General features: G+C 62.9%; 27 protein-coding genes, 1 tRNA gene and 1 pseudogene. 17 read left to right on the top strand and 12 right to left on the bottom strand.

Annotated elements, in window-relative coordinates; all coding sequences use genetic code 11:
* Positions 1 to 36 precede the first annotated feature (36 nt).
* Both ACX9OW_RS08130 and hutC read left to right on the top strand, forming a co-directional pair.
* Positions 37 to 1407 (top strand): formimidoylglutamate deiminase, encoded by a 1371-nt coding sequence (locus ACX9OW_RS08130; RefSeq protein WP_459062158.1) that lies wholly within the window; start codon positions 37 to 39, stop codon positions 1405 to 1407.
* Between the two features lie 27 nt (positions 1408 to 1434).
* Positions 1435 to 2163: a histidine utilization repressor gene (hutC, locus tag ACX9OW_RS08125; protein WP_053515504.1), complete on the top strand. Its 729-nt coding sequence runs from the start codon at positions 1435 to 1437 to the stop codon at positions 2161 to 2163.
* 24 nt (positions 2164 to 2187) lie between these two features.
* Here hutC and ACX9OW_RS08120 read toward each other — a convergent pair whose 3' ends face one another.
* The 3 genes from ACX9OW_RS08120 to ACX9OW_RS08110 all read right to left on the bottom strand — a co-directional run bounded on the left by ACX9OW_RS08120 (position 2188) and on the right by ACX9OW_RS08110 (position 4277).
* A complete protein-coding gene (locus ACX9OW_RS08120) occupies positions 2188 to 3192 on the bottom strand; it encodes a restriction endonuclease (protein WP_053515506.1) in 1005 nt (334 codons plus the stop codon).
* Between the two features lie 237 nt (positions 3193 to 3429).
* Complete coding sequence (locus tag ACX9OW_RS08115) at positions 3430 to 3921, bottom strand: phasin family protein (protein WP_180876863.1); 492 nt, start codon at positions 3919 to 3921, stop codon at positions 3430 to 3432.
* 80 nt (positions 3922 to 4001) lie between these two features.
* Positions 4002 to 4277 (bottom strand): polyhydroxyalkanoic acid system family protein, encoded by a 276-nt coding sequence (locus tag ACX9OW_RS08110; RefSeq protein ID WP_053515509.1) that lies wholly within the window; start codon positions 4275 to 4277, stop codon positions 4002 to 4004.
* 124 nt (positions 4278 to 4401) lie between these two features.
* Between ACX9OW_RS08110 and ACX9OW_RS08105 the strand changes: the two genes are divergently transcribed.
* The 4 genes from ACX9OW_RS08105 (at position 4402) to aroA (ending at position 9085) form a co-directional block, all read left to right on the top strand.
* A complete protein-coding gene (locus ACX9OW_RS08105) occupies positions 4402 to 5205 on the top strand; it encodes an FHA domain-containing protein (RefSeq protein WP_065176024.1) in 804 nt (267 codons plus the stop codon).
* 162 nt (positions 5206 to 5367) lie between these two features.
* Positions 5368 to 6453 carry a 3-phosphoserine/phosphohydroxythreonine transaminase gene (gene serC / locus ACX9OW_RS08100; protein WP_065176023.1) on the top strand — a complete coding sequence of 362 codons (1086 nt, stop codon included), beginning with the start codon at positions 5368 to 5370 and terminating at the stop codon, positions 6451 to 6453.
* 52 nt (positions 6454 to 6505) lie between these two features.
* Positions 6506 to 7702, top strand: coding sequence for a prephenate dehydratase (pheA, locus tag ACX9OW_RS08095; protein ID WP_053515513.1), 1197 nt, complete (start codon positions 6506 to 6508; stop codon positions 7700 to 7702).
* Between the two features lie 75 nt (positions 7703 to 7777).
* Positions 7778 to 9085, top strand: a complete 1308-nt coding sequence (gene aroA / locus ACX9OW_RS08090) for a 3-phosphoshikimate 1-carboxyvinyltransferase (RefSeq protein WP_459062157.1) — start codon at positions 7778 to 7780, stop codon at positions 9083 to 9085.
* Positions 9086 to 9220: 135 nt separating this feature from the next.
* Here the strand turns inward: aroA and ACX9OW_RS08085 are convergent, their stop codons facing one another.
* Together ACX9OW_RS08085 and ACX9OW_RS08080 are read right to left on the bottom strand one after the other, a co-directional pair.
* Positions 9221 to 9790 (bottom strand): energy transducer TonB, encoded by a 570-nt coding sequence (locus ACX9OW_RS08085; RefSeq protein ID WP_197571562.1) that lies wholly within the window; start codon positions 9788 to 9790, stop codon positions 9221 to 9223.
* A 119-nt stretch (positions 9791 to 9909) separates the two neighbouring features.
* The gene (locus ACX9OW_RS08080) at positions 9910 to 10548 is read right to left on the bottom strand and encodes an energy transducer TonB (RefSeq protein ID WP_180876858.1); all 639 of its coding nucleotides are present in this window, start codon (positions 10546 to 10548) and stop codon (positions 9910 to 9912) included.
* A gap of 113 nt (positions 10549 to 10661) precedes the next feature.
* Here ACX9OW_RS08080 and serS point away from each other — a divergent pair, with 113 nt between their 5' ends.
* Complete coding sequence (gene serS / locus ACX9OW_RS08075) at positions 10662 to 11942, top strand: serine--tRNA ligase (RefSeq protein ID WP_346475633.1); 1281 nt, start codon at positions 10662 to 10664, stop codon at positions 11940 to 11942.
* Positions 11943 to 12045: 103 nt separating this feature from the next.
* On the opposite strand, the pseudogene ACX9OW_RS08070 reads toward serS, so the two are convergent.
* Both ACX9OW_RS08070 and ACX9OW_RS08065 read right to left on the bottom strand, forming a co-directional pair.
* Positions 12046 to 12396: pseudogene (locus tag ACX9OW_RS08070) on the bottom strand (ligand-binding protein SH3).
* Between the two features lie 208 nt (positions 12397 to 12604).
* Positions 12605 to 13192, bottom strand: a complete 588-nt coding sequence (locus ACX9OW_RS08065) for an FMN-dependent NADH-azoreductase (RefSeq protein ID WP_074899233.1) — start codon at positions 13190 to 13192, stop codon at positions 12605 to 12607.
* 126 nt (positions 13193 to 13318) lie between these two features.
* Here ACX9OW_RS08065 and ACX9OW_RS08060 point away from each other — a divergent pair, with 126 nt between their 5' ends.
* The 3 genes from ACX9OW_RS08060 to ACX9OW_RS08050 all read left to right on the top strand — a co-directional run bounded on the left by ACX9OW_RS08060 (position 13319) and on the right by ACX9OW_RS08050 (position 15605).
* Positions 13319 to 14311, top strand: a complete 993-nt coding sequence (locus ACX9OW_RS08060; protein ID WP_053520355.1) for a LysR family transcriptional regulator — start codon at positions 13319 to 13321, stop codon at positions 14309 to 14311.
* 105 nt (positions 14312 to 14416) lie between these two features.
* Positions 14417 to 14506 (top strand) — tRNA-Ser (locus tag ACX9OW_RS08055).
* A gap of 565 nt (positions 14507 to 15071) precedes the next feature.
* Positions 15072 to 15605 carry a hypothetical protein gene (locus ACX9OW_RS08050; protein WP_459062156.1) on the top strand — a complete coding sequence of 178 codons (534 nt, stop codon included), beginning with the start codon at positions 15072 to 15074 and terminating at the stop codon, positions 15603 to 15605.
* Positions 15606 to 15737: 132 nt separating this feature from the next.
* Here ACX9OW_RS08050 and ACX9OW_RS08045 read toward each other — a convergent pair whose 3' ends face one another.
* Positions 15738 to 16592: a DUF4435 domain-containing protein gene (locus ACX9OW_RS08045; protein WP_329859301.1), complete on the bottom strand. Its 855-nt coding sequence runs from the start codon at positions 16590 to 16592 to the stop codon at positions 15738 to 15740.
* Entirely contained in the window at positions 16589 to 17923 is a 1335-nt protein-coding gene (locus ACX9OW_RS08040) for an AAA family ATPase (RefSeq protein ID WP_329859302.1), read from the bottom strand. The genes ACX9OW_RS08045 and ACX9OW_RS08040 overlap by 4 nt, the downstream gene beginning before the upstream one ends.
* A 144-nt stretch (positions 17924 to 18067) precedes the next feature.
* Between ACX9OW_RS08040 and ACX9OW_RS08035 the strand changes: the two genes are divergently transcribed.
* Entirely contained in the window at positions 18068 to 18622 is a 555-nt protein-coding gene (locus tag ACX9OW_RS08035; RefSeq protein ID WP_329859303.1) for a recombinase family protein, read from the top strand.
* On the opposite strand, the gene ACX9OW_RS08030 is transcribed toward ACX9OW_RS08035, so the two are convergent.
* Together ACX9OW_RS08030 and ACX9OW_RS08025 are read right to left on the bottom strand one after the other, a co-directional pair.
* On the bottom strand, positions 18619 to 19188 hold the full coding sequence (locus tag ACX9OW_RS08030) for a hypothetical protein (RefSeq protein WP_459062155.1): 570 nt from the start codon (positions 19186 to 19188) through the stop codon (positions 18619 to 18621). The genes ACX9OW_RS08035 and ACX9OW_RS08030 overlap by 4 nt on opposite strands.
* Positions 19189 to 19191: 3 nt before the next feature.
* Positions 19192 to 19515 carry a helix-turn-helix domain-containing protein gene (locus ACX9OW_RS08025; RefSeq protein WP_050563267.1) on the bottom strand — a complete coding sequence of 108 codons (324 nt, stop codon included), beginning with the start codon at positions 19513 to 19515 and terminating at the stop codon, positions 19192 to 19194.
* 272 nt (positions 19516 to 19787) lie between these two features.
* Here ACX9OW_RS08025 and ACX9OW_RS08020 point away from each other — a divergent pair, with 272 nt between their 5' ends.
* From ACX9OW_RS08020 to ACX9OW_RS08005, 4 genes are read left to right on the top strand one after another with little or no spacing between them, the layout of a single operon-like run.
* A complete protein-coding gene (locus ACX9OW_RS08020) occupies positions 19788 to 20138 on the top strand; it encodes a hypothetical protein (protein WP_329859305.1) in 351 nt (116 codons plus the stop codon).
* 50 nt (positions 20139 to 20188) lie between these two features.
* Complete coding sequence (locus ACX9OW_RS08015) at positions 20189 to 20623, top strand: hypothetical protein (protein ID WP_329859306.1); 435 nt, start codon at positions 20189 to 20191, stop codon at positions 20621 to 20623.
* Between the two features lie 30 nt (positions 20624 to 20653).
* A complete protein-coding gene (locus tag ACX9OW_RS08010) occupies positions 20654 to 20815 on the top strand; it encodes a hypothetical protein (RefSeq protein WP_019660311.1) in 162 nt (53 codons plus the stop codon).
* Between the two features lie 19 nt (positions 20816 to 20834).
* Positions 20835 to 21665: a hypothetical protein gene (locus ACX9OW_RS08005; protein ID WP_329859307.1), complete on the top strand. Its 831-nt coding sequence runs from the start codon at positions 20835 to 20837 to the stop codon at positions 21663 to 21665.
* A 77-nt stretch (positions 21666 to 21742) separates the two neighbouring features.
* Here the strand turns inward: ACX9OW_RS08005 and ACX9OW_RS08000 are convergent, their stop codons facing one another.
* Positions 21743 to 22927, bottom strand: a complete 1185-nt coding sequence (locus ACX9OW_RS08000) for a tyrosine-type recombinase/integrase (protein ID WP_329859308.1) — start codon at positions 22925 to 22927, stop codon at positions 21743 to 21745.
* A 252-nt stretch (positions 22928 to 23179) separates the two neighbouring features.
* On the opposite strand from ACX9OW_RS08000, the gene ACX9OW_RS07995 reads away from it, so the two are divergent.
* The gene (locus ACX9OW_RS07995) at positions 23180 to 24703 is read left to right on the top strand and encodes a site-specific integrase (RefSeq protein ID WP_012480713.1); all 1524 of its coding nucleotides are present in this window, start codon (positions 23180 to 23182) and stop codon (positions 24701 to 24703) included.
* Positions 24703 to 25434 carry a hypothetical protein gene (locus ACX9OW_RS07990; protein WP_006375976.1) on the top strand — a complete coding sequence of 244 codons (732 nt, stop codon included), beginning with the start codon at positions 24703 to 24705 and terminating at the stop codon, positions 25432 to 25434. Before ACX9OW_RS07995 ends, ACX9OW_RS07990 begins: the two co-directional genes overlap by 1 nt.
* Positions 25435 to 25486 lie beyond the last annotated feature (52 nt).

The following is a 25486-nucleotide window of genomic DNA, read 5'->3' as shown; positions in this document are numbered from 1 at the left end:
TATACAATATAGGTGTCCATTTCGGGTTGTCCAGCCATGTCCGATTCGCGTTCCCCGTCCTGTTTCCATGCCGCGCACGCGCTGCTCGCCGATGGCTGGGCCCGCGATGTCCGCCTGCAGGTGCAGGCGGGGCGCATCGCCGCGATCGACGTGGGGCAGCCCGCGCAGGATGGGGATGCCCGGGTCGGCATCCTGGTGCCGGGCCTGCCGAACCTGCACAGCCATGCGTTCCAGCGCGGCATGGCCGGCCTGACCGAGATCGGGGGCGGCGACGGCGACAGCTTCTGGAGCTGGCGCGAACTGATGTACCGCTTCCTTGCCCGCCTGCGCCCGGACGCAGTGCAGGCCATCGCTGCCCAGGCATACATGGAGATGCTGGAAAGCGGCTTCACCCGTGTCGGCGAGTTCCATTACCTGCACCACGATGCGGAGGGGCGGCCCTACGCCGACCGGGCCGAGATGAGTGCACGTATTGCCGCAGCCGCGGCACAGACCGGCATCGGCCTGACCCTGCTGCCGGTGTTCTATGCCCACGCCGATTTCGGTGGTGCAGCGCCGAACCCGGCCCAGCGTCGGCTGATTCACGACGTGGACGGTTTTGCGCGGCTGCTGGAGGGTGCCCGTGCTGCGCTGGCTGCGTTGCCCGATGCGGTGCTGGGCATCGCCCCGCACAGTCTGCGGGCCGTCACCGGCGATGAACTGGCAGCACTGCTGCCGTTGAGCGAGGGCCCGGTGCACATCCACATCGCCGAGCAGGTGCGCGAAGTCGACGCCTGCCTGGCGTGGAGTGGACAGCGTCCCGTGCAGTGGCTGTACGCGCACGCCGAGGTGGACGCGCGCTGGTGCCTGGTGCACGCCACCCACATATCCGATGACGAGCGCGCCTCCATCGTCGCCAGCCGGGCCGTCGCCGGCCTGTGCCCGATCACCGAAGCCAATCTGGGCGATGGCCTGTTCCCGATGCAGGCGTTCGCACGCGAAGGCGGGCGCTTCGGCGTGGGGTCCGATTCCAACGTGCTGATCGATGCGGCCGAGGAACTGCGCCTGCTCGAATACGGCCAACGCCTGGCGCTGCGCGGGCGCAACGTGCTGGCTGCCGATGCCAGCCGCAGCAGCGGCAGATTCCTGTTCGAGGGCGCGCTGCACGGCGGCGCACAGGCGTTGGGCGTGGCCGCAGGTCTGCAGGTCGGGGCCAGTGCCGACCTGCTCGAACTGGACGCCGCACACCCCGCGCTGCAGGCGCGACGGGATGACGCATGGCTTGACAGCTGGGTGTTCGCCGCACGTAATGGCGCGCTGCGATCGGTCTGGCGCAATGGCCGCCAATGCGTGGCCGAAGGCCGCCACCTCCAGCGCGAGGCGATCACCACCGCCTTCGCTACCGCCCTGCGCGGCGTGCTGGGCTGATCGCTTCCCGCCATCGAGACCTGTCACGTGAAGGCCAGCAAGTCCGCCACGCTCAACCAGCGCATCCGCAGCGACCTGGAAAGCCGCATTCTCAGCGGAGAGTGGGCGCCGGGTTTCCGCATCCCCTATGAGCACGAACTGATGGAGCAGTACGGCTGCTCGCGGATGACCGTCAACAAGGTGCTGACCGCGCTGGCCGAGAGCGGCATGATCGAGCGTCGCCGCCGGGCCGGTTCGTTCGTCGCCCGGCAGCCACCGCATCTGGAACAGGTGGCGCTGGAGATTCCGGACATCGCGATGGAGGTCGGCTCGCGTGGCCACCAGTACGGGTACCGGCTGCTGCAGCGCGAGCTGCGCCTGGCCGACGCCGGCAATGCCGGTGAAGTGGAGCTGGCCGGCAGTGAAATGCTGCTGGCGATGCGCTGCCTGCATCTTGCCGACGGCCGCCCGCTGGCGCTGGAGCACCGGTTGATCAGCCCGGTGGGTGTACCGGAGGTGCTGGAGGTGGACTTCAGCACCACCGCGCCGGGCAGCTGGCTGCTGCAGAACGTGTCCTGGACCCGGGCGCAGCACCGCATCAGCGCGTGGGGTGCGGACACGGCGTCTGCCCGCCTGCTGGACGTGAAGCCGGGCACCGCCTGCCTGGTGATCGAACGCCTGACCTGGCGGGGCGAACAGCCCATCACCCGCGTGCGCCAGGTGTTCCTCGGCGATGCCTGGGATCTGGTGGCCCGCTTCGCGCCCGGCGCGCGCTAGCGCGCACGCTTCCGCGCGTTCAGATCAATACGTCGCGCACTGCCGCCAGCGCACCGGCTCATCCACGCCGGGGCGGGCATTGAGCTGCACGCGCACCGTGCGCAGCGCGGGGTAGCGCAGGACCTGTGTGCAGACGCGCGGCCACACATCGTCAAGTTCGCCGGTGCGGTTGATCGCCAGGGTCTGCCGGGTCAGCCAGACGCCGCTGGCAATGCCGGGCTGGCCAGCCAGCGCCCGGGCCAGATCCGCCTGGTAACGGTCAAGGGTCGCCATATCCGGGTTGGGGTCGCTGTGGCCATCGTCTGCCGGCGTGGAAACGGCAGCAGCAGGCGCTGCCGCTGCCGGTGCGGGCGCCTGGGAGACAGCGGCAGGCGCCGCGGCGGCGATGTCGGCGGAGGCAGGGGCGGTCACCGCCTGCGGCGCCGGTGACGCCAGGTGCAGGCCCTGCAGGCCGAGGCCGACCAGCAGGCCGACGGTTACCGAGGCCAACGCGGCAATGGCGATGCGACGCAGGGCCTCGTGGCGTGCAGTGGCGCGCACGCGCGCATCGATGTCGGCCGGCAGATAGGGCTGCAGCAATGGCCACAGGCGCGGGCCGTCCAGCACCTCCACGGCCTGCAGCTCGGCGGCACTACGGCCATCGCGCTGGATCCGGCCTTCGGTGATCAGCACGCCGCCCTTGGCCCCGGCCAGCCGCGCTGCCGCGCCCAGTTCGTTCACCGCAGCGGTACCGATGCGATAGGCCAGGCCATGCTTGCAGGACACCCGCCAGGTATTGGGGCCATCGCTGAGCAGGAAATCGCTGCTGGGCTCGCGGGCATCCTCGGCAGGAACCTCCAGTTCGCGCAGGCCGCGCTGCTCGCGCAGCATCCGCTTGACCAGCGCGGAGAACTCCCGCCAGTGCATGCCGGCCAAGGCCTGCAGGCCCAGTTGCATCTCCTTCTGCCGCCGCTTGATCCACCACAGGTGAACGACGGCCAGGGAACAGATAAGCAGGGCCGACAGCAGGGCCAGAATCCAGGGAAGCATGCAGGGAGAGCGCGGAAGGGGCGAAAACGGAAGCAGACAGTGTAAAGCGCGCACTGCCTGGCAGGGTCAGGACGTTCCCCACAGCAAGCGTGATGGAACGCTCAGATCGGCGTTCCGCAGGCACGAAAAACCCGCCAATCCTGAAGCCGTGAGGGGAGGGAACAAACGGCAGGCGAAGCGATTGGCGGGTTGCTCGCGATTGTCAGGCAAATTTTATTGCATTGCAACAATCCATCGTCAGGGCACGCTGCCCGGCGACTGGTGGCTGCCCGGGGCCGGCGCATCGCTGCCCGAGGCCGCCCGCGTCTCCAGCTTGGCCAGGCGCGCATGCAGGGCGTCCAGGCGTGCCTCCAGCGCGGTGAGCTCGTCGGCGGTGGGCACATGCAGGCGCCTGAGCACGCCCTGCACCTGGTCGTCGAAGGCCTTTTCGACCTTGTTCCAGGTGCCCGAGGCCTTCTCGCGCGCCTCATCCAGCGAGGACTCGACGTTGTCGCGCCATCCCGGGCCCTGCTCGCTGGCGCGCTCACGGCGGCGGGCCTCCCAGGCCTCGCCTTCCTTCACCAGTCCATCGAAGAAACGGCTGCCTTCGGCCTGTGCCCGGCCCAGCGCCCCCAGTCCGGCCAGCCAGACCTGCTGGGCCGAATCGCTCAGCTTGCGTGAGAAGCGTCCGGCCTGTTCACCAAAGGTGGCGTCGTCGTCGCGGCGGTCGTCGTTTTCGTAGCGGTTCATCGCACTTCCCGTGGGAGTTGGACCTGCCCCGAGAGTAGCGCGCGCCGCCGTTGCAGGGCCGTGACGGCCGCTGTCGTGGTTCAGCCCAGCTTTTCCTTCAGCACGCGCTGGATTTCGCTTTCGACCATGCCTTTCATTGCCGACAGCAGGAAGCCGAGCTTGGCGGTCACCCGCACGGCGCCCGGTTGCAGCTCGATCGCGCCGTCCACGCCGCTGCCGGAGAAATTCAGCACATCGGCGCTCCACGAGGACTTCAGGCCAAAGCGCTCGGCCAGCTTGGCGGCAACCTGTTCGATCGCCTCGCGCGCCTGTGCGTCGGGCAGGGCGTGGGCGTGGCGGACATCGATGGTGGACATGCAGGCTCCTGGCGCAGGGCGGGGTGATCAGAGAGGGCGAGCATTGTGCGCATCGATCGCGTCCGCGCCAAGCGCTCATCCGGGGTTCTTCTTCGATGCCGGCCAACCTGCTAGGCTGCGCCGCGTGCAGAACCTGCTTGTTCACTTCAGTCAACAACAACAGCCCGACCAGCCGCTGCGGCCCGGGGTGCAACGCATCGTGCGCCATGCCAACGGCAGCGTGCGGCTGGGCGAAGCAGGCAACGGCGCGTTGCTGCTGGCGCAGTTCTGCATGGATGATCGCGGCCTCTGGCTCCAGGTCGGCAACGGCATCCGCGGCATCCATGTCAACGGCCGTCCGGTACGGCGCATGGCGCTGCTGCGCGCCGGCGATGCGGTGTATGTCGATGGCGTGGAAATGGTCCTGCGGGGCGAAGCCGAGAGCCTGCTGCAGGCGCCGTCACCGGACGGCGAAGATGCCGGCGACGAGCAGCGCCTGCTGCGGGGCGTCGGTGGCCTGCACCATGGCCGCAGTTTCACCTTGTCGCGCGCCCGCGTGATCGGCCGCGGCACCGAGGCCGACATCGCCATCGACGATCCGGCGTTCGCCGAACAGCACGCGCGCGTGGAAGTGCACGGCGATCGCGTCCTGCTGCGTGACCTGGGCAGCGCCGATGGCACCTGCGTCAACGGCGTGGCCGTGCGCCACTGCTGGCTGCAGCCGGGCGACCAGGTGGTATTCGATGGCCAGCACCGTTTCGTGCTGGAAGTGCCGCGTGATCCGCGCCGGCGGCCGCTGGCGGCCGAGGATGAGTCCAGCCACGAGGCCGAACGGGCGCCCGCCGAGCCCCTTCCTCCGCGCCGGGTCCGCCGCTGGCCGTGGCTGCTGGTCAGCGCACTGCTGCTGGCTGCGCTGCTCAGCCTGCTGCTCTGGTTCGGCGCGCGCTGAGCCTGTCGTCTCCGTGCTTCGGGCAGGCGCCGGCCCAGGTCGGCGACTGCCGGTGCAGTGCCGCGGGCGATGGATTCCGATGAAACCAAATTTCCCTTGCCGCGCAAGGCCGCAAGGCTGGTGCACTGCGGCATACTAGGGATCTTGCCCCACAGGTGTGACATGACGCGCGCGTTCAACTTCAGTGCCGGCCCTGCAACCTTGCCGGAATCGGTCCTGCGCCAGGCGCAGGCGGAAATGCTGGACTGGCACGGTACCGGCGCCTCGATCGTGGAAATGAGCCATCGCGGTGCGGAATTCATGTCCGTCGCCGCCGAGGCCGAGGCGGACCTGCGCCGCCTGCTCGACATTCCCGAGGACTACGCCGTGCTGTTCCTGTCCGGCGGCGCCACCACCCAGCAGGCGTTGATCCCGCTGAATTTCGCAAGCCCCGGCCAGCGTGCCGACTACGTGGTCAGCGGCCACTGGGGCAGGACGGCGGTCAAGCAGGCCGGCCCCTATGTGGACGTCAACATCGCTGCCAGCAGCGAGGACGGGGGCTACCGCGAGCTGCCCGCGCGCAGCAGCTGGCAGCTTTCGCCCGATGCGGCCTATGTGCACATCACCGCCAACGAGACCATCCACGGCGTCGAGTTCCGTGACGTGCCCGATACCGGCGATGTGCCGCTGGTGGCCGATTTCAGTTCGTCCATCGCCAGCGAACCGCTGGATGTGCGCCGCTACGGCGTCATCTACGCGGGCGCGCAGAAGAACCTGGGCCCGGTCGGCATCGCGGTGATGATCATCCGTCGCGACCTGCTGGAGCGCAGTGGCCAGCCGCGCGCGGACATCTTCGACTACCGCTCGCACGTGGCGCGCGACTCGATGCTCAACACCCCGCCCACCTGGAACTGGTACCTGGCGGGGCTGGTGTTCAAGTGGATGCTGGCTGAAGGCGGCGTGGCCGAGTTCGCCCGGCGCAATGCGGCCAAGGCCGCGCTGGTGTACGGCGCCATCGATGCGTCCGGCGGCTTCTACCGCAATGAAGTCGCGCACGCGGCGCGCTCGCGGATGAACATTCCGTTCTTCCTGCCCAACGCCGACCTCGATGCGCGTTTCGTCGCCGAGGCCAAGGCCGCCGGCCTGCTGGCGCTGAAGGGTCACAAGGTGGTCGGCGGCATCCGTGCTTCGCTGTACAACGCCATGCCGCTGGCGGGTGCGGAGGCGCTGGTCGCCTTCATGGCCGACTTCCAGCAGCGCTACGGCTGAGCAATGAACGGCGCGCACCGTCGGGTGCGTGCCCACGCAACAGGGAATTCCGATGGCAAGCAAATCCAGCAAGAAGGCGCCGAAGCAGGCTGCACCGGCCAAGGACAGCGCTGCGTCCAAGGGCACGTCCAAGGCCAGGGCTGCATCGACGCCGGCACCCACCCAGGCGCCGCTGGCACTGGCCGACGTGCGTTCGAAGATCGACCAGATCGACCGCGACATCCAGCGCCTGATCGCCGAGCGCGCGCAGTTCGCCCACCAGGTCGGCAAGGCCAAGGGCAAGCTTGCCGCCGCCGTCGATTACTACCGCCCCGAGCGTGAAGCACAGGTGCTGCGCATGGTGGTGGACCGCAACGAAGGCCCGCTCAGCGATGAAGTGCTGGTGCACGTCTATCGCGAGATCATGTCGGCCTGCCTGGCCCAGCAGGAGCCATTGAAGATCGGCTACCTCGGCCCGGAAGGCACCTTCAGCCAGCAGGCCGTGCTCAAGCATTTCGGTCGCTCGGCGCTGGGCCTGCCGTTGGCCAGCATCGAAGAAGTCTTCCAGGAAGTGGAAGCGGGCAACGCCGATTTCGGCGTGGTGCCGGTGGAGAACTCGGGGCAGGGCACCATCCAGATCACCCTGGACATGTTCCTGACCTCCAACCTGAAGATCTGCGGCGAAGTGGAACTGCGCGTGCAGCAGTACCTGATGTCGCGCAGCGGCCGCATCGAGGACATCGAACGCGTCTACGGCCACCCGCAGTCGTTCATGCAGACCTCGGCGTGGATGCGCGCCAATCTGCCCAAGGCCGAGAAGATTCCGGTCTCCAGCAACGCCGAAGGCGCACGCCGCGCGCGCAACGCCGACGATGCGGCGGCCATCGGTGGCGAAAGTGCCGGCCACGTGTACGGCCTGAAGAAGGTGGTGACCAAGCCGATCCAGAACGATGCCGACAACACCACCCGTTTCCTGGTGGTGGGCCGCAACATCTTCCCGACCTCCGGCCATGACCGCACCTCGGTGCTGGTCTTCATCCATGACAAGCCGGGTGCGCTGTTCGACGTGCTCAGTCCGTTCGCACGCCACGGCATCAGCATGAACCGCATCGAGTCGCGGCCTTCGCACCACGGCAAGTGGGAGTACGGCTTCTTCATCGACCTGGCCGGCCACATCGACGACGCGCCGATGCAGGCCGCGCTGGCCGAGCTGGAAGCACACTCGGCGCAGATCAAGGTCCTCGGCTCCTATCCGGTGGCCGTGCCCTGATGCCTGCCGCGGTGGCCGCGGCCACCGCCCCTTGATGCACCGCCGGCCCACCGGCGTCTACGGAATGATCGAACGATGAGCAACGCGCAACACTGGATCGCCCGCAAGGGCCAGCCGCTGCAGGGCAGCCTCACCATTCCCGGCGACAAGTCGGTTTCGCACCGTTCGGTGATGTTTGCCGCGCTGGCTGACGGCACCTCTCACATCGAGGGTTTCCTGGAAGGCGAAGACACCCGCGCCACCGCGCGCATCTTCAGCCAGCTGGGCGTGCGCATCGAAACCCCCAGCCCGTCGCAGCGCATCGTCCACGGCGTCGGCATCGATGGCCTGCAGGCGCCCAGCGCAGCGCTGGACTGCGGCAACGCCGGCACCGGCATGCGCCTGCTGGCGGGCCTGCTGGCCGGGCAGTCGTTCGACTGCACCCTGATCGGCGACGAATCGCTGTCCGGCCGGCCGATGCGCCGTGTCACCGGCCCGCTGTCGCAGATGGGGGCGAAGATCGATACCCAGGACGATGGCACGCCGCCGCTGCACGTGCATGGTGGCCAGGCACTGCACGGCATCGCGTTCACCTCGCCGGTGGCCAGCGCGCAGATCAAGTCGGCCGTGCTGCTGGCAGGCCTGTACGCACAGGGCGAAACCAGCGTCGTCGAACCGCACCCCACCCGCGACTACACCGAGCGCATGCTGTCCGCGTTCGGCGTGCAGATCGAGTTCTCGCCGGGCAAGGCGCGCCTGCACGGTGGCCAGCGCCTGCGTGCCACCAACATCGCGGTGCCTGCCGATTTTTCCTCGGCAGCGTTCTTCCTGGTGGCCGCCAGCATCATTCCCGGCTCCGAGCTGCGCCTGAAGCAGGTGGGCCTGAACCCGCGTCGCACCGGCCTGCTGCATGCACTGCGGCTGATGGGGGCGGACATCACCGAAGAAAATCCAGCCGAGCAGGGCGGCGAGCCGGTCGCTGACCTGGTGGTGCGCTACGCGCCGCTGAAGGGCGCGCGCATTCCCGAAGCGCTGGTGCCGGACATGATCGATGAATTTCCGGCCCTGTTCGTCGCCGCCGCCGCTGCCGAAGGCAAGACCGTGGTGAGCGGCGCAGCAGAGCTGCGGGTGAAGGAGTCGGATCGCCTGGCAGCGATGGCCACCGGCCTGCGCGCGCTGGGCATGCAGGTGGATGAAACCGAAGACGGCGCGACCCTGCATGGCGGCACGCGTCTGGGCAGCGGCACCATCGAAAGCCACGGCGACCATCGCATCGCCATGGCCTTTGCCATTGCCGGCCAGATCAGCGACGGCGAAGTGCGGATCAACGACATCGCCAACGTGGCCACCTCGTTCCCCGACTTCGACGGCCTGGCACGCAGCGCCGGACTCAACCTGGCCTGACCTGCACCGCAACCGCCGGGCCACGCCCGGCGGATCGCATTGCGCGGTAGGTGCCAACCTTGGTTGGCACGCTTTTCCGCATAAAATGACGGAGGCCGAAGCCTCCGTCGAACATCACGAACCCCTCGTCCGCGATCAACGCTGCTCGGTACGGAAATCCACTGGGACCCGCACCACACTGGCCACGGCACGGCCATCCTGCATGGCCGGCTGGAACTTCCAGTTCTGGACCGTGCGCAGGACCGCACGATCCAGGTCACGGCTGCGTTCGCCACTGCGCGACACGATCGCGGCATTGGTGACGTTGCCGCGGGTATCCACATCAAGGCTGGCGATCACGCTGCCCTGCACACCGTTACGAAGCGCTGCTGCCGGATAGTCCGGCTTGCTGTTGCTGGCGAGCGGGCGCGCCTCGCGGTTGCGCACCGCCGGCACTGTCTTGCGCTCGCTCGTGGCCGGCGTGGCCTGTCGTGCGGCAGGCGGTGCCGTTTCGGCAACAGGCGTCTGTTCGGTGGCTGGCAGCATGCGCTCGCCGACCGGTGCAGGCGCCACCTCATCCGGTCCGGAATAGCGCAGCCAGAGCAGCGCGGCCGCGAACATCGCCACGATCAGCGCGACCCACAGCCAGGGCGATGTGGCCCGGCGCGGCGTACCGTCCTGCTGCATCTGCGGCGAATGAAGGTCTTCATGGGTGGTGACAGTCATCGCAAACTCCTTACGTCGGTTGACGACGTGCCGAGTGTTGCCCGAGGCCACGAAGAAAAGTGTCAGTGTTGCGTCAACGCAACCGGGAGGGTTCAGTTTGCCTTCCGGTATGCGTTCAGTTACTGCGTCTTGAAGTCGAACGGCACTTCAATGGTGCCCGGCACCGCCTGCCCGTTGCTCTGCGCCGGGGTGAAGCGCCAGCGGCGCACCGCGTCGGTCGCTGCGCGGTCCAGGTCACGCGAGCCGCTGCGCTGGATGACGGTGACGTTGTTCGGATAGCCCGTAGCGTCCACCTCTACCCGCACCACCACACTGCCGGTTTCGCCGGCACGCAGTGCGGCGGCTGGATAGGCCGGCGGCGGCGATTGGCCCGCGATCGGCATGGGCTGGCTGCCGCCACCGGCGGCCGGCACGGTGCCGGGCGCAGCGGGTGCCGGTTCAGCCATTGCAGGCGGCGGGGGCGGAGCGGTTTCCACCAGCTTCGGGGCGTCTTCCGGTGCCGGCGCCGGCTTGGCGTCGGGCATGTCGCTGGACCCGGCTGCCGCCGGCAGGGGTTCCGGCAGAGGCTCCACCTGGGCGGTTTCCTGCGGCGTCTGTGCCGCAGGGTCGGCGCGGAAGAATTCCTTGTCGCGGCCGGTCAGCCAGACCACCACGAACAGCAGCACTCCCACGCCGAAAGCGATGCCGGCGATCTTCAGGGCGTTGCGCGGAATATGCACAGTGAACGACTTGGCAGACGACGAGCGGGGTGCAGACATGGACCGGACCAGTACGGAATAGCCCGATTCTGCCACGGCCCGAATGAACCGGGCGGCAGAAATCCGCATAACAGGCGATAATCCCGGTCCTGACACCCACCACGACACCTGCCATGCTTGATCCAGCCCTGCTCCGCCACCAGCCCGCCGACCTCGCCGAACGCCTGCGCACCAGCCGCGGCTTCGAGCTCGACGTGTCTGCCCTGGAGTCCCTGGAGGCCGATCGCAAGCGCATCCAGGTGCGGACCCAGGAGCTGCAGAGCCTGCGCAACAGCCGCTCCAAGGCCATCGGCCAGGCCAAGGCCAAGGGCGAGGACGTCTCGGCCATCATGGCCGAGGTCGCCGCCTTCGCCGACGAACTGAAGGCCTCGGAAGTGGCGCTGGACGAGCTGCGCGAGAAGATCGAAGCAATCTCCCTGGGTATTCCGAACCTTCCGGCCGACGACGTACCGGCCGGTGCCGACGAGAACGACAACGTCGAGCAGGCGCGCTGGGGTACCCCGCGCCAGTTCGATTTCAAGGTGCTGGACCACGTCGAACTGGGCGCCCGCAACGGCTGGCTGGATGGCGAAACCGCCGCCAAGCTGTCCGGTTCGCGCTTCACCGTGCTGCGCGGCCCGATCGCGCGCCTGCACCGTGCGCTGGCCCAGTTCATGGTCGATCTGCACACGGGCGAACACGGCTACGAGGAAACCAACGTACCGCTGCTGGTCAACGCCGAATCGCTGCGCGGCACCAGCCAGCTGCCGAAGTTCGAGGATGACCTGTTCAAGACGGCCGTCGGCGAGTCCACGCGCTACCTGATCCCCACCTCGGAAGTGCCGCTGACCAACATCGTGCGCGACGAGATCATCGACGCCGAGCGCCTGCCGCTGCGCATGACCGCGCATTCGATGTGCTTCCGTGCCGAGGCGGGCAGCGGCGGCCGCGACGTGCGCGGCATGATCCGCCAGCATCAGTTCGAGAAGGTCGAGCTGGTCTCGATCTGCCAGCCGGAAGACAGCGAGGCCGAGCACCAGCGCATGACCCGCTGTGCGGAAGTCGTGCTGGAAAAGCTGGGCCTGCCGTACCGCAAGGTGCTGCTGTGCACCGGCGACATGGGCTTCGCGGCGGTGAAAACCTACGATCTGGAAGTCTGGCTGCCGTCGCAGGAAACCTACCGCGAGATCTCTTCGTGCTCGAACTGTGGTGACTTCCAGGCCCGCCGCATGCAGGCGCGCTGGCGCAATCCGGCCACCGGCAAGCCCGAGCTGGTGCACACCCTGAACGGCTCGGGCGTAGCGGTCGGCCGCGCGATGATCGCGGTGATGGAGAACTACCAGAACGCCGACGGCAGCATCACCGTGCCGGAAGCGCTGCGCCCGTACATGGGTGGGCTGGAAACCATCGCCTGACAACCGGCTCAGGTGGGTGCCATGCTTGCATGGCACCGAATCCACGCATGGCGTGGATCTGCAATGCGGCTACATCCACGCCCTGCGTGGATGAACCCCGCGATCACTCCACAACCCGCACCTTCTCCAACGGCACCCATCCCGCTTCGCCCGCCTCGGGCATGCACCACGCCCAACCATTCAGTGTGCGCAGCCCGCGCAGCCTCTGCCCCGGATTCACATCCAGCTCCCGCGCGCAGTAATCCGCGGTGGCAAACGCGTCACCCTGCGTATCGCGACCGATCACCGGTGCCGGCACGAATCCAGGCTGCTGCCCCTCGGCCTGGCACAGGAACCCGTCCTCTCAGCCCTCCGGGCCTTCATAGCGCTCGCCTACCACCAGCGCCTGGCCGCGGAGCAGGGTGATCGGGTGTGGGAATTCGCTGCGGTGCGTGGTCGTCACGATGTAGTTCATGGCCCACTGTACCGTCTCCGCCGGGCATGGCCCGGCGCTACCCGATCGGTGTGGTAGCGCCGGGCCATGCCCGGCGGGCGGGAACCGGGCCACAAAAAAACGGCCCCGCATTGCGGGGCCGTCGGGGTGGGCCGGGAGGGGGGAGGGGAATCCCGGCCCGCGTTCAACGCCCAGACGAGGAGAGAGGGGCGCTGAACGCTGGAACGCGTCACGCCGCTGCCGCTTCCGCCGCCTCATGCGAGGGCAGTGCAGCCAGTGCACCGGCAATGGCGTCTTCGCGGTGCTGCGGCGAGTAGGCGATGCCCTCGGCACGCACGAACTCGACCTCATTGATGCCCATGAAGGCGAACACCTGGCGCAGGAACGGCTCCTGGAAGTCGGCCGGCGAATCGGTGTAGATGCCGCCACGGCTGCTGGCGATGATCACCCGCTTGCCACCGGCCAGACCCACCGGGCCATTCTCGGTGTACTTGAAGGTGCGGCCGGCCACGGCCACGCGGTCGATCCAGGCCTTCAGGGTGGAGGGGATGCTGAAGTTGTACATCGGCGCGCCGATCACCACCACGTCGGCATCGAGGAACTGCTGCATCACCTGTTCAGCGTCGGTCGCCTCGGCCGCATCGGTCTTGGCCAGCGAGCTGCTGCGCAGATGCGGTACCGGATTGGCGTCAAGATCGCGATAATCGACCTGCAGGCCGTCGATCTGGTCCTTGAACCGGGCCACCACCGCCGCCGACAGCTGGCGGGAGACGGAGTTGTCGCCAAGCACGCTGGCGTCGAGATGCAGAAGCTTCATGGCAGTCACCTATGTTCTGGAGGGAGGGGCGGGTAGTCCCCGCCGACGGAGAGAACGATAGGTTGTTGCAAAGGCGGAATAAAGGTGGTTGAATGCCACGTATTGTTCTAGATATGGAACTCGGGTATGCATGACCTGAATGATCTGTACTACTTCGCGATGGTGGTCGACCACGGCGGGTTCGCCGCGGCCGAGCGCGCCCTGGGCATCCCCAAGTCACGCCTGAGCCGCCGCATCAGCCAGCTGGAGACCGACCTGGGCGTGCGCCTGCTGCAGCGCTCCACGCGCCGCTTCGCGGTCACCGATGTCGGCACCAGCGTGCACCGTCACGCCCAGACCATGCTGGCCGAAGCACAGGCCGCACGCGAAGTGGTGGACCGCCTCAGTGCGGAGCCGCGCGGCGTGGTCCGCGCCAGCGTGCCGGTGTCGTTGGCGCAGATGCAGCTGCCCAAGCTGCTGCCCAAGTTCCTCGAGCAGTACCCGAAGGTGCGGCTGCAGCTGAACATCAGCAACCGCCGCGTGGACATCATCAACGAAGGCTACGACGTGGCCCTGCGCGTGCGTTCGCGCCTGGACGACGACGGCAGCCTGGTGATGCGCAGCTTCGGCCAGGTGCAGGAACTGCTGGTAGCCAGCCCGAAGTACCTGGACCGCGCCGGCCGCCCGAAGGAGCCCGAAGAGCTGACCCAGCACGTCACCCTCAGCATCAGCGAGGACGAAGCGCGCCAGCGCTGGGAACTGCATGGCCCGGAAGGCGAAGTGCGGCGGGTGGACCTGCAGCCGCGCGTGGCCGGCTTCGACTTCCCGCTGCTGCAGAGCATGGTCAAGGACGGTTTCGGCATCACCATGCTGCCGGAAACCGTGTGCGCCGATGCCGTACGCAATGGCGAGCTGGAAGTGGTGCTGCCGGACTGGTCGCTGCCACAGGGCGTGTGCCACGCCGTGTTTGCCTCGCGTCGCGGCCTGCTGCCGGCGGTGCGCGTGTTCATCGATTTCCTGGCCGAGCACCTGCCGCCGCAGCTGGAGGCCTCGCGCCTGCATTGCGATGGCGCCTGCGAGAAGGCCAAGGAGCGCATCAAGGCCAGCGCGCTGGGTGCGCTGGCGGTGGATGCGGGCTGAGCCTGGAGCGGTAACGCCGGGCCAGACCCGGCCGCGACGACGGTCTTGGGCAAATCGCCCGGCCGTGCGAGAATGCGTGGCCGGCCAGCAGTGCCGGGCCGATACGGAGAGATGGCCGAGCGGTTTAAGGCACCGGTCTTGAAAACCGGCGAAGGGTTAAACCTTCCGTGGGTTCGAATCCCACTCTCTCCGCCAGCATCGTGCGCAACTATTTGATACTTATAAGGTTGCGATTGCACGAGATAGTTGTTCCCTTCTTTGTTCCCCGCGTGCTGGAACGCAACCCATTTGTTGGCTTGGCGTGGAGTTTGGCTGCCGCAGACAAAGTCCTGTTGGGACGTCGTGCGGCCTTAGCCGCTTGTCTGGAGGACTTACAGGCCCTCCGCTACGGGCGCTTCTTGGCGTGAGTGGGGGTGTTCAGTCCCAGGTGGCGAAACACCCGACGAACTTGGGTTGCGGTCCAGAGAGAGCCCCGTCGCGTTGGCCACCCTTCAGCGTTGAGCCATTCAGCGTACTGCGTATCGGTCATCTGTGACTGCTGATTTGATGCCTCCCAGAGCTTCTGAGCGGTACTCATGGCGTATTCACGGGCTAGCGTTCTCCGCTTCGTATTGGCCCGCCTCGTGTCTGCGTTGCGGACTGTCTTCAAATTTGGGTTGCCGCCGGGTCTTGCCATACGCACTCCTAATTGCGAAATGTAAAAGCCAAAGTACAAATACCTCACGAGAGCACAGAAACGCAATGCTCCGCGAGGAACGCAATGGAAGATACGGAATACGAAGGGCGACAAACTGAGCTGCAGAAGGGACTCGCGGGACATTTCCTGCAAGACGACTACAACGCATTCATCACCTTGACCTTCAGGTCTGAAGGCTCGGTCGCCTATGACTACGCCGAGAAGGCCTTCGGCCGTTTCCTCCATGCGCTCCGGTGCACCCTGTTCAAGGAAAAATGCACGTACAGGATGCCCTTGGTTCCGGTCGTTGAAAGTTATCCGGGGAGGCCGTTGTGCAGCGGCGTTCCTAATGACTCTACCGAGCGGACTCATATCCATTGCTGCATCAAGCTTCCTGGAAATCCCCTGAGCCACAAGGAATTGGTTCGGGAGAAGTGGCTTGCTGCGGGCGGAGTATGCGGTGACCCGCTTGTCCACGACCGTGATGGCGACAAGTGGTTCATCGAAATCGCGACTCCTGCCCAAATGAGGAAGTACGTCAACTACTCATTGAAGCAATGCTGCACCGATACCCAGCCTGTGCTCTGGAACTTTGCGCGCAAAATTCGGACTGCTTGATTAGCGGCTAGACCGCTTCCCTGCAGGGCGTCCAAGGACTAGCTGTAAAACTGGAACCTAGCGGAGTCAGGGCCGAAGGCCTCGGCCCTTGACTCATTATTGCTAATTTACGGCGTGAGGCACCCAGGTTGACTAGTCGACTGCAAAGTTAACGGCCAAAGCGATTTCGTCAATCGGCGCATATCGAGATAGACGCATCGTTATCGACTTGTCAGACGTTCTACTCTTGGTAACCCATTTCAGCCGCCGAATCAGTAGGGGTAGGCCATATCCCTTTCCTGATGGTATCGACAAGTGGGGGTACTGCAGCATGCCTGCTCTTGTTTCGAGTTCTTGCATTTTGGCATCGAATTGGCCTATCCCCAATCTCGCATCTGCGACGGCGCGTATCTCGGAAATCACTGCATCAATGGCCGCGTCATTGAGACGGCCATCACCGCCTTGGTAGAACCGCTCAATTGGGCGAGAGCAGGTTTTAACGCCAAGCTCAAAGTGTTCGCTGCAAGCGTATGCCAATGAAAGGCGGAGCAACTGGGAAGACGAATCCAGAAGCCACTGGTCAAACTCAGCTTGCCTGAGCAGTTCAGTTGGACTGCGCAGTCCATCTTCGTCATGAGCGACCTCTGAAAAGGCCGTTTTGTCGAGGAGATAGTTCTCGATGCAATATCGGGATAGTCTGAATATCCCTGGAGGAACGTCATGATGGCAAAGCTCCCCAATAAGGCAGGAAAAGTCACCGTCTATGACATAGAGCCTCTTCCGGCCATTGTTCGTATCACGATTGAATCGCTTGATGACCTCGTGACGTCCTCCTAGTCCAAACACTGTGTCAATGCGGAGGTGCTCTAGCGCCCGTTGGAACAGGGTTGTGAAGATTCGAACAGTAGTCGCATCTGTGTCCTCAACATAGATGTCTATGTCGTTGAACTCTTCAAAGAAAATGGAGCGTGCATGCAAGGCGCTCGAACTCCACTCAAGCTCCGTCATACGCTTGCTCTCACAGTGATGCACTTTTCCCGATACTCACCCACAATCTCCGGTGAGTGGGTCGCAAGGATGAGCTGATTGTTCTTCTGCGCTTCCATAGCCTTGTCAACGAAAATCTTCTGCCACCTGATATGGAGTGAAAGTTCGGGCTCATCGATGATGAACACCTTTCTGTCGCGCCTGAAAAACAACTGTCCCAGCATCAGTATTACTTGGCGCTCACCGGAGGAGAGTGCTGATACAGGAACAACTTGTTTGTCGATGCCTTCAACGCTCAATTGACCCACTTCATCAATAACAACTCGTTTTCTAGAGTCTGCATAGAAGGAGTTCACGGATGCCAAGAAGCGCGTCGTGCTTGAGAAGAGACGGTCGACGGAGGCACGATGACCGTCAATGACCTCGAGAAGCGTCGTGATTCGTTCAATCTGCGCCTTATTCATTAGCCACTCGATGTTGAAGGTAGGCTCGCTAGCCTTGTGGCTCCTCTCCATCTGGTCATAGAGTGTGTTGATCTTTCGAAAGAAGTTATCAACCTCCCTTAGGACGTCTGCACTCTCAGCATCAACGCTTTGCAAGGCGTTCCGAATTTCTGACTGGCGGGCAAGCAGCTGCTGGTGCTGCGTCTGAAGGGACTCTCTCCCCATTGCATGGATGTCTCGCTCGGACAACTCCGAGTACTTGAATGCGGAAAGAATCACGGCCTTTCTCAGACTTCTAGCGTGACCTTCCTGGATGGCCCGTAGACGCCGATACTCGTTCGATAGCAGCGATTGAACTTCGGTCATGCCATCCCTAGGTGGATTCGCTGCATGCCGCAGTCGTCCATCTTCGCCCCGATAGTGGCGAAGCATACTCACTTCCTCGTCCACAAGTCCGCCGCGCCTGTCGATTCCAAGGAAGAGTGGAGACCCCAGCTCCTTTAGGTAGCGCCAAGTGGCGTTGTTCGCACAATGGGGTGCCAGGAAGCTCTCCAGCGAAGAGTCGCCGCTTGATTTGCGAATTAATCGCCGCATGTCGGGGCTATCCATCATCGGCAAAATGAGCGCCTCGCTCACCTTGTCGACGGAGATTCTGAGGCTCTCTCTGTCTCGGAAGGCCTCGATGTGCGCTGTTCCGCGTTTGGGAAGCTCGATGCTTAGCTGAAGCATCTCGAAGGGGATTTGATACAGCTCCTCGATTGAGGCGCTCACCAATCCATGAATTAGCCGAAGAGCGGTCGTTTTGCCACTACCGTTCGCGCCGACGAGTATGTTGAGGTCTGGATTGAACCGAAGGTTCAGAGAGAACTGGCCGTATATTCCTTTCGCTCGAAAAGCAAGTAGCTTCATCAATCGTCCCCTGAGTGCCTAGCAAGTTTGCCACAGGCGTCTAACGTTCGAAATGTATACATCTTGGGATGCCTGTCAGCATGTTCCAAATCTCATTTCAAAATGGTATTCTCAAAACATCTAGAGCTTTGGAGACTCATTGAAATGGAAATCATTGGCTACGCACGTGTCAGCTCGGCTGGTCAATCTCTGGATGTCCAACTGAACAAGCTCACCAAAGCGGGCTGCGGGAAGGTCTACCAAGAGAAGCGCTCTGGCCGTCAGGCAGAGAATCGTCCTGAGCTTCAAGCAGCTCTTGAGTACGTGCGGGATGGCGACGTGCTTGTGGTCTCCCGTCTAGACCGTATCGCTAGGTCCGTCCTGGACTTGGCCAAGATTGCAGACAGGCTTAAGCGCAAGAACGTCAGTCTTCGCGTCTTGGACCAGGGTTTGGACACCACGACATCAGAGGGGAAGCTGATGTTCAACCTACTGGGGGCTTTCGCTGAGTTCGAGGCGGATATTCGGGCTGAGCGCCAGCGTGATGGGATTGCGCTTGCTCAGCAGAAGGGAACCAAATTTGGCCGGAAAAAGGCTTTGACAGAGGTGCAGGAGGAGCGTATCCGCAGGATGCGCGCTGAAGACGGCTTTAGCATCGAGCAGCTGGCCGAACGCTTCTCCATAAGTCGCAGTAGCGTATATCGCGCACTGCAGACCTAGCGGATGATTTTGGCCTCACGCACGAACTCAGCCATCTCCACCATCTGCCTGAACTCATCATCTATCCCGCAGTCCACCTCTCCGGTGAGCTCCCCGCTTAACATCTCAACCAGATGCTGCACCTCGGCAACCGCTGCTTCCCGCCATCGGGTGTTGGCCACGGTGTTGTCATATCGCGCGACTTGTTCTTCGCCCCCCAAGCCAGGGAAGAACGTCTCCCACATGTCGAGGGAATACCTGAGATTGACAGATAGCTGGTCAAAGCGAGCGGAGAGGGCATTGTAGGGCTCTCTATTGTCCGAGTAGTCAGCCCTGTCGGCGAGGGAGCGAATGCCGTGGCGGAGTCCTCGGACCTCTCGATACAGCGCCAGCGGCTCGGTCTGACTCTTTCCTAGGAAGATGTGCGCCTTGAGAACGCACTCAGCAGCTAACAGCACGTCCACGAAATTCTTCACCCGGCCGGATTTGGTGAAATCCTCTGGCCGCAGTAGTCCATAGCGGCGAAGGAACTCCCGAGCATCATTGTGGTAGTGCCATGCCAAGCTCTGTCTAATGTGGTGGACCACTGGTCACTCGCGTTTAGGTCTAATGGGACTGCGCACGGCGTCGGCAGACAGCTCTGACGCTAGTTTTCGCTGCTCGGATGGTGATAGGGAGGCTGCGCTCAGAATAATCTGGGCCATTGCGTCATTGTCAGCCACCAGATAGGCCAACGGAACGCCAAGCTCCTTGGCGAGCCTATCTGCCGTGGCGAAGTCGGGTTCCGAAGTTCCCAACTCGTACCTAGTCACCCTGCTGGACACGACTTCCTCCGAGAGGCCAATTCGCCTTCCAAGCTCTCGTTGAGAGATGCCCATAGCCAAGCGCGCCTCTTTCAGGCGCTTGGTGAACATGCTGCGGAGTTTGGGAAGCGCCATGAGCCGTGAAAGAAACAGTCCTGTAGCGTCCTACAGGATGGCTTTCCCGACACCCTTCGTATGCTACATTATTTGTAGCGTGGTGCTCTCGCGGTCTTATTTGTTTCCGTGAGAACGGGTGGTGCCGCTTCGTCCGAAACCATTGCCTAGCAATGGTTTGAGGGTGATGGTCGGCTCCTAAGGTGCAAGTGATTTAGTCAACTACGCCTACAGCGCGCTGCATGGAATTGCCAACCACAGGGGGATAGATGAGTCAGCATATGGGACCCGGCGGAACTCCCGCTCAGCAGGGAGTCCTGCCCGAGCACATCCGGCAGAACCTCAAGAAGTATCGTCAGCACGCCGAGCGCATCACATGCCTCGAATGCGGCTATGTAGGTCCGATGGGCATCAAGGCGCGCATCAAGCCTTGGTATGCCACGTGGTGGGGCAGCATTCTGCTGGCCGCGATAGCGGCGAGCATTGCCTCTGTTCTGTTTGGTGGTATCGGGACGATGGTCGCTGTCATCGTGGGCGGCCTGGCAAGCGCTCTGGGGCTCTCGGGCGGCCGGGACATTCACTCCTGCCCCAACTGCGAAGCCGACCTGCACCGGCGCTGAGTGGTGCTGGCGACGGCAATTTTCCTAACCAATCTTCAATGAGGAGTCTTATGAGCGCTTTCCGCTCGCTTTGCATTGCCATCGTTCTGTTCTTGCCAGCTGGATGCGACAAGCTCGCGTCTAAGGCCGGTCCCGGCGAGCTGGTTTCATTCGGCTATGTTCGGCCGGTGTCATGCGAGCGGCGCGGCCCCATCAGCTACAACTGCGTAATGAGGAATCACCTTAACGGGTTGCGTGAAGTGAACATGGAGTGTGCTGGCTTTGATGCAGAGGGCCGAATGGTGGGCCGCTCCAAGAGCGTACACGCGCTGACGCACGTCACGATGCAACCGCACGAAGAGCGAGTAGCAACGTTCTTCTATGAAAAGGGTGTGGCAACGATAGTCTGCGCCGATGTGGGAGATAGCATCCCGCCGTACGACCGCATGCGTGAACTGCTTTCCGACTCGAGGGCAAAGGACATCACGTCCGTTCTGCCCCTTTGACAACTCCAACAAGGATGAAGGCGAACCACAATGGCAGCATATGAAGTGAAGATGGGCCGCCCTGGAGGCGGCAGTGGCACGTTCGTGGTGACAGTCCACGCCAGCACCCCGGACCAAGCGCGACGTACCGCCGAAGCCCAGAATCCCGGTTACAAGGCGCAGTCTGTCTATCGCCTGCCGTACTCGAATTGACCTGACACAAGGACGAAGAATGTATAAGCCAATTGTGTTGATGACGGCTTTGGCGCTGTACCCGCTGACGCCGCAGGCTCAAGTCACCCCGCTGGTAGTCAGTGGTCAATGGGAGTACCAAGACGCATCGCAGAAGGAGACAGATGAAGGGATGAGCCTTTGCTTCCGACTGCGGGCTGTATCGATTGCACAGAGCCCCGAGCTACGCCATTTCGGCGGTGCTCTCTGCGTGTCCAATCCTGCCGAAGGTTCGAAGCTCCTGGGTGTTGCTCAGCGGCCACGGCGGGCCGGGTGCGGCTACGGAGCCGATGGTGACGCGACAGTGGTCCTGTCGGGCTTGCGGGTACTGCCCGAGGACGAAATGTACGATGAGCGACTGGAGGCCCGTCTGGTCGACGTTAAAGCCAGGCGAATCGCCGCTCCGTTGACTTCGGATTGCGGCAACAACGAGTCGTCGGCCTTCGGGGGATTTAAGGGCATCTACGACGCCATCGCGGCCCTCAAGGCGCATTCGGACTACGCCACTCTTGCGATATCGAACTTTGTGCGCGTGGATGCTGCCAGCGGTCTTGCCGAGCTGGATGCAAGCACGCAATTGTTCTTGCCGCCTGGTTCTACCGATACGCTTGTCATCTACACCGAGAACAACGCTGGCACACCCTTCCTAACCGTGGAGCGTTTCGACGGTCGGCAATGGCGGGATGTCAATGCCGCGACGTTGCCTGGATACTTCAGCAGGAATGGCAGCAACTACTACCTCGATTGGAGTGGCGGCGTAGTCAAGGTCCGAGACCTTCCGGGGAGGAAGGCTTGGAGCTACGAGAATGGACGATTTCTCAACGAGGGCTAGCGCTTCGGGGCAACAAGTTCGACATTCTTTCGACTTAGGCGCTTAGGTACTTGCTGTGGCACAGGGGCATGGTGCTTTCAGTCGCCAGTGATTCCGAGGCAGTAATTTCCCCAGTCCGCCATGAGCGCTGCCCGCTTTTCAAGCATCTTGGTTCGCAGATAAGCGGCTTCAACTTTCCCTGCCACCTTGTGTGCAAGGGACATCTCGATGATGTCCCTTTCATGATTTGTCTTGTCAGCAGCCCAGTCTCGGAACGAACTGCGAAACCCGTGACAAGTGGCTTCTTCGGCACCAGGAATTCCCCGCAGAACCTTCAAGGAAGCCGCGGTAACTATTGGCCTGTTCGCCCTGCCGGGGAAGATGTGGGGCTTCCCGCAATTGGGCACCCTTTTCAGAAGGGCAATGGCTTCTTCGCTTAACGGAACTTCGTGCGCTTTCTTGCTCTTTGTTCGGCTGGACGGCACTGTCCACAGCTTCGCCTGCCAATCAATTTCTTCCCATTTTGCGCCTGTTGCTTCACCAGGCCGGGTGGCTGTCAGTACCTGAAGCTGTAGCGCGAGGGCTGACAGCTCTCTTCGCTGCTCGAGCTTCTTCATGAATCCAGGCACCTCTGAGTACGGTAGGGCAGGGCGGTGCTCGACATTCTTGAGTGGCTCGGGTGCAGGTAAGAGGTGCTGCAGATTGCCTTTCCATCTCGCCGGGTTGTCGCCTGAACGAAGCTTGTTCACGCTAGCCCAATCCAGAACTCGCTCAATGCGCCCACGCAATCTCGTCGCTGTCTCTGTCTTTCTTTCCCAGATTTCATAAAGAGCACGATAGACATGGTTGGTATCGACTTCGGACACGGGAAGCTTAAGAATTGCGCTGCAGTAAGTCTCAATGGTCGACTGCCACTGGTCTGCGTGCTTTGCGTTTCGCCATGAGGGCTTGTTGGCGGCAATGAATCGTGTGGCGCACTCACCAAAGGTCATCATTCTTCCTTGCTCAGCCTTCGCTCGCTCTCGGGCGTCCCTCTTGAAGGCAATAGGGTCGATGTCCTGCCGGAGTTGTGAACGACAGTTGGCGGCAAGTTCCCGGGCCTCAGCAAGCTTGACATCCGGGTAAGGGCCTAGTCCTTTGTCGCGTTGCTTCCCCGTTGTTCTGTCTCGATAACGGAACACCCAAGTCTTCCGCCCATCCAACTTCACAAGCAGATAGAGTCCCCCTCCATCACCGTGTCTGCCCGGGGTTGCCTTGCCGATGAACGGGACCGTGAGCTTCATGTGTGTTCCCTACTTTGTTCCCAACATTGTAGGGACATCTTGATTTGCTGGCCAGCGAAGGCGGACCAATTTATTTGAAATAAGACATTGAATTTACGTGTTTTTTCTGAAGGGGTGAGCTGCGCAGACTTTAAACATAAATTTTGTTCGTCTGCCACTCTCTCCGCCAATCCTTAGTAAGTGTTTGTTTTTAAACGACATTTTTTAAGGTCTTGAAGGGCGGCTTGGGGCACAAATCGGGGCACAACTCCGATGCGATTACCAAGCTATCTCACTCGCTCTTCCACAGGTCGTTACCAGTTTCGCATGCGCGTTCCGACGGACATGCGCGGTATCGTCGGCAAACCTTTCGTCAAGCATCCCTTGGGCATCCAACTGCATAGCGCAAGAGTGGCTGCCTTGGCCATCGCGCAGCGTTATGCTCAAGCATTCGATGCCATCAGGGATGGGTGCATGACCAAGAAGGGACTCACGGTTGAGGATGTTCTGCGCAGCGTCGCGGAGAACGGCTCCCGGCGTTATGAAATTGACTTGCCGGGCTTCCGTCTTCGGACCACGGATGCGGCCGACCATGCTCGAGCAATGGAGGCGCTGGAAGAAATCGGCAAGTTCCACTTCCGTGATGCGGGTGCAGTTCCGGCGGCGGCTGGGCCAAACCCGTTGGAATCAGCGGCGGCGCAGCCCCTGCCATCTGAGACCATCAGCCTGATCGATGCGAAGCGAATCTGGCAGGATAAAGTCGCCGCCGAGGACATCGAGGTCAAAACGGTCGGCATCAAACTGCTTCCCGTGACAGAGCTGATCGAGTTCTTGGGCGCCGAGCGCGAGCTGCACACCATCACGCGGCCTGAGATGGCCCGCTTCTACGACCATTTGGCCAAGCGCGGGTTAACGCGTTCTACGCTCAACAATCGCCAGAGCTACCTCGCAGGAAAGAGAGGATTCTTCACTTGGGCAATGGCTTCAGGCTACGTGCTCAAGGGAGACAATGTCGCCGCAGGTCACGTCAGCGTTTCGATGGCGGAGAAGCGCAAGCGCAGAAAATTTGGCTTCCAGGCCTTTACCTTGGATCAGGTTCATCAACTCTTCGCGCCTGATAGCTTCAAGCAGCTTTCAACGGGAGCGCGCTGGGCGGCTTTGTTGGGCCTGTATACGGGCGCCCGGGCAGGTGAGGTGGGGCAGCTGTTTACCCTCGACGTCAAGGAAGAGGAGGGAATCCCGTGCATACGGTTTACCGATGAGGGGGAGGATCAGCGATTGAAGACCGATGTTTCCAATCGGGTCGTCCCGTTGCATCCCGACCTGATCAAGCTTGGTTTCTTGGACTACGTCGCCGAACGAAGGGAGAGCGGGGACTGGCGATTGTTTCCGCAGGCTGACAGTAAGGCGAAGAATGGTGCGGGGAACTGGATATCGAAGGCGTTCAGCTACTACCTCCAAAAGCACAGTGGTGGGTGGTCGAAAGCGAAACGTGGTTTCCATAGTCTCCGAAAGACCGTGATTCAGGAGATGCAGGGCAGCGGTGTGGCCTCTGAGATGCGAGCCCAAATCGTCGGCCACGAATTGGACGACGAACACCACGCGACTTACAGCAGGCCCTTTACGGTGAGTGAGAAGCTCAACGGTGCCGGAGGAACGCCAGCTTTGGGTGTCCTAGATTACGGAATCGACCTGGAGGCGCTGCGCACCCTGCCGGCGCGCAAGGTCGGGCGGCGAAGCAGCAATGCTGCCGCGCGCTCTTCAAAGGTCGGCCGTAAGGGGAGCGAGCCGAACTAATGGCCCTTACTGCTGCTGATGCTTACCGCCGCGCCATCGATCGCTTTCTCGGCAAGCTCTCTGGCACCGAAAACGTGGGCCAGATGGAGAAGAAGATCGCAGACCATTTGCGCCTAGCGAAACAGCGGCCCAAGGTGGACGTGGCGTTGAGCTTCAATGAGGCCGCTGGGGTGTTGGCGATCAGCACGGCCCAATTGCAACACCTCTTGAAGGAACACTCCCCAAAAGGGACGCTGTTCACGGTGAAGGGAACTCGCAAGCGCTCGACCACCCTTGTTCCGTTGATGGCCTGGGCAGCCGAGCTCAAGGCTAAGGGCCTGTGGAAGCCGTTGAGCGAACGGGGCGTTGCGATCGACACCCTCCTAACTGCAGAACTGCCGTTTCTGGTGGCCAAAGGGTCCAAGGCTAAGCAGTTCTTCCTGGAGCCACTGACTGACCAACCCATCAGCGATGCGTTAATTCGCCAGCTCCAAGCATTGGGCGTGCAAATCGGGCTTGGGATTCGGGTCTGCACGCTGACCGAGGCCTTCGCCCAGCCTTGGCAAAACCCTGACGTCAAGCGCCAGTGGGTGGACGCATTCAACAACGCAGCCCAAGCCCAGGCCAGCCGTCTGCGGGACCTGGCTCAGCAGCTCGACGCCTCGCGAGCTGGGGTGATCGAACAAGCGCTGCACGAACGCCTGCAGCCGGCGCCTCCAAAGATGCCCGACAAGCGCAATGGGCGAATGTAACGGCTGCTAACGGATATTGGAGGCCTCCAATATCCGTATCGATGGAGGCTCT

The sequence above is a fragment of the Stenotrophomonas genospecies 5 genome (genome assembly GCF_054473825.1).
This window is presented reverse-complemented; position numbering and strand designations above follow the sequence as displayed.

What these genes read in the sequence shown, in the direction of transcription:
- ACX9OW_RS08085 (WP_197571562.1), bottom strand. Translation starts at nt 9,790, where the DNA reads ATGACTGTCACCACCCATGAAGACCTTCATTCGCCGCAGATGCAGCAG.
- ACX9OW_RS08025 (WP_050563267.1), bottom strand. Translation starts at nt 19,515, where the DNA reads ATGTTCACCAAGCGCCTGAAAGAGGCGCGCTTGGCTATGGGCATCTCT.
- ACX9OW_RS08080 (WP_180876858.1), bottom strand. Translation starts at nt 10,548, where the DNA reads ATGTCTGCACCCCGCTCGTCGTCTGCCAAGTCGTTCACTGTGCATATT.
- ACX9OW_RS08015 (WP_329859306.1), top strand. Translation starts at nt 20,189, where the DNA reads ATGAGCGCTTTCCGCTCGCTTTGCATTGCCATCGTTCTGTTCTTGCCA.
- ACX9OW_RS07990 (WP_006375976.1), top strand. Translation starts at nt 24,703, where the DNA reads ATGGCCCTTACTGCTGCTGATGCTTACCGCCGCGCCATCGATCGCTTT.
- ACX9OW_RS08005 (WP_329859307.1), top strand. Translation starts at nt 20,835, where the DNA reads ATGTATAAGCCAATTGTGTTGATGACGGCTTTGGCGCTGTACCCGCTG.
- ACX9OW_RS07995 (WP_012480713.1), top strand. Translation starts at nt 23,180, where the DNA reads ATGCGATTACCAAGCTATCTCACTCGCTCTTCCACAGGTCGTTACCAG.
- ACX9OW_RS08050 (WP_459062156.1), top strand. Translation starts at nt 15,072, where the DNA reads ATGGAAGATACGGAATACGAAGGGCGACAAACTGAGCTGCAGAAGGGA.
- serS (WP_346475633.1), top strand. Translation starts at nt 10,662, where the DNA reads ATGCTTGATCCAGCCCTGCTCCGCCACCAGCCCGCCGACCTCGCCGAA.
- serC (WP_065176023.1), top strand. Translation starts at nt 5,368, where the DNA reads ATGACGCGCGCGTTCAACTTCAGTGCCGGCCCTGCAACCTTGCCGGAA.
- ACX9OW_RS08060 (WP_053520355.1), top strand. Translation starts at nt 13,319, where the DNA reads ATGCATGACCTGAATGATCTGTACTACTTCGCGATGGTGGTCGACCAC.
- pheA (WP_053515513.1), top strand. Translation starts at nt 6,506, where the DNA reads ATGGCAAGCAAATCCAGCAAGAAGGCGCCGAAGCAGGCTGCACCGGCC.
- ACX9OW_RS08130 (WP_459062158.1), top strand. Translation starts at nt 37, where the DNA reads ATGTCCGATTCGCGTTCCCCGTCCTGTTTCCATGCCGCGCACGCGCTG.
- ACX9OW_RS08010 (WP_019660311.1), top strand. Translation starts at nt 20,654, where the DNA reads ATGGCAGCATATGAAGTGAAGATGGGCCGCCCTGGAGGCGGCAGTGGC.
- ACX9OW_RS08120 (WP_053515506.1), bottom strand. Translation starts at nt 3,192, where the DNA reads ATGCTTCCCTGGATTCTGGCCCTGCTGTCGGCCCTGCTTATCTGTTCC.
- ACX9OW_RS08020 (WP_329859305.1), top strand. Translation starts at nt 19,788, where the DNA reads ATGAGTCAGCATATGGGACCCGGCGGAACTCCCGCTCAGCAGGGAGTC.
- ACX9OW_RS08115 (WP_180876863.1), bottom strand. Translation starts at nt 3,921, where the DNA reads ATGAACCGCTACGAAAACGACGACCGCCGCGACGACGACGCCACCTTT.
- ACX9OW_RS08040 (WP_329859302.1), bottom strand. Translation starts at nt 17,923, where the DNA reads ATGAAGCTACTTGCTTTTCGAGCGAAAGGAATATACGGCCAGTTCTCT.
- ACX9OW_RS08110 (WP_053515509.1), bottom strand. Translation starts at nt 4,277, where the DNA reads ATGTCCACCATCGATGTCCGCCACGCCCACGCCCTGCCCGACGCACAG.
- ACX9OW_RS08065 (WP_074899233.1), bottom strand. Translation starts at nt 13,192, where the DNA reads ATGAAGCTTCTGCATCTCGACGCCAGCGTGCTTGGCGACAACTCCGTC.
- ACX9OW_RS08000 (WP_329859308.1), bottom strand. Translation starts at nt 22,927, where the DNA reads ATGAAGCTCACGGTCCCGTTCATCGGCAAGGCAACCCCGGGCAGACAC.
- aroA (WP_459062157.1), top strand. Translation starts at nt 7,778, where the DNA reads ATGAGCAACGCGCAACACTGGATCGCCCGCAAGGGCCAGCCGCTGCAG.
- ACX9OW_RS08035 (WP_329859303.1), top strand. Translation starts at nt 18,068, where the DNA reads ATGGAAATCATTGGCTACGCACGTGTCAGCTCGGCTGGTCAATCTCTG.
- ACX9OW_RS08045 (WP_329859301.1), bottom strand. Translation starts at nt 16,592, where the DNA reads ATGACGGAGCTTGAGTGGAGTTCGAGCGCCTTGCATGCACGCTCCATT.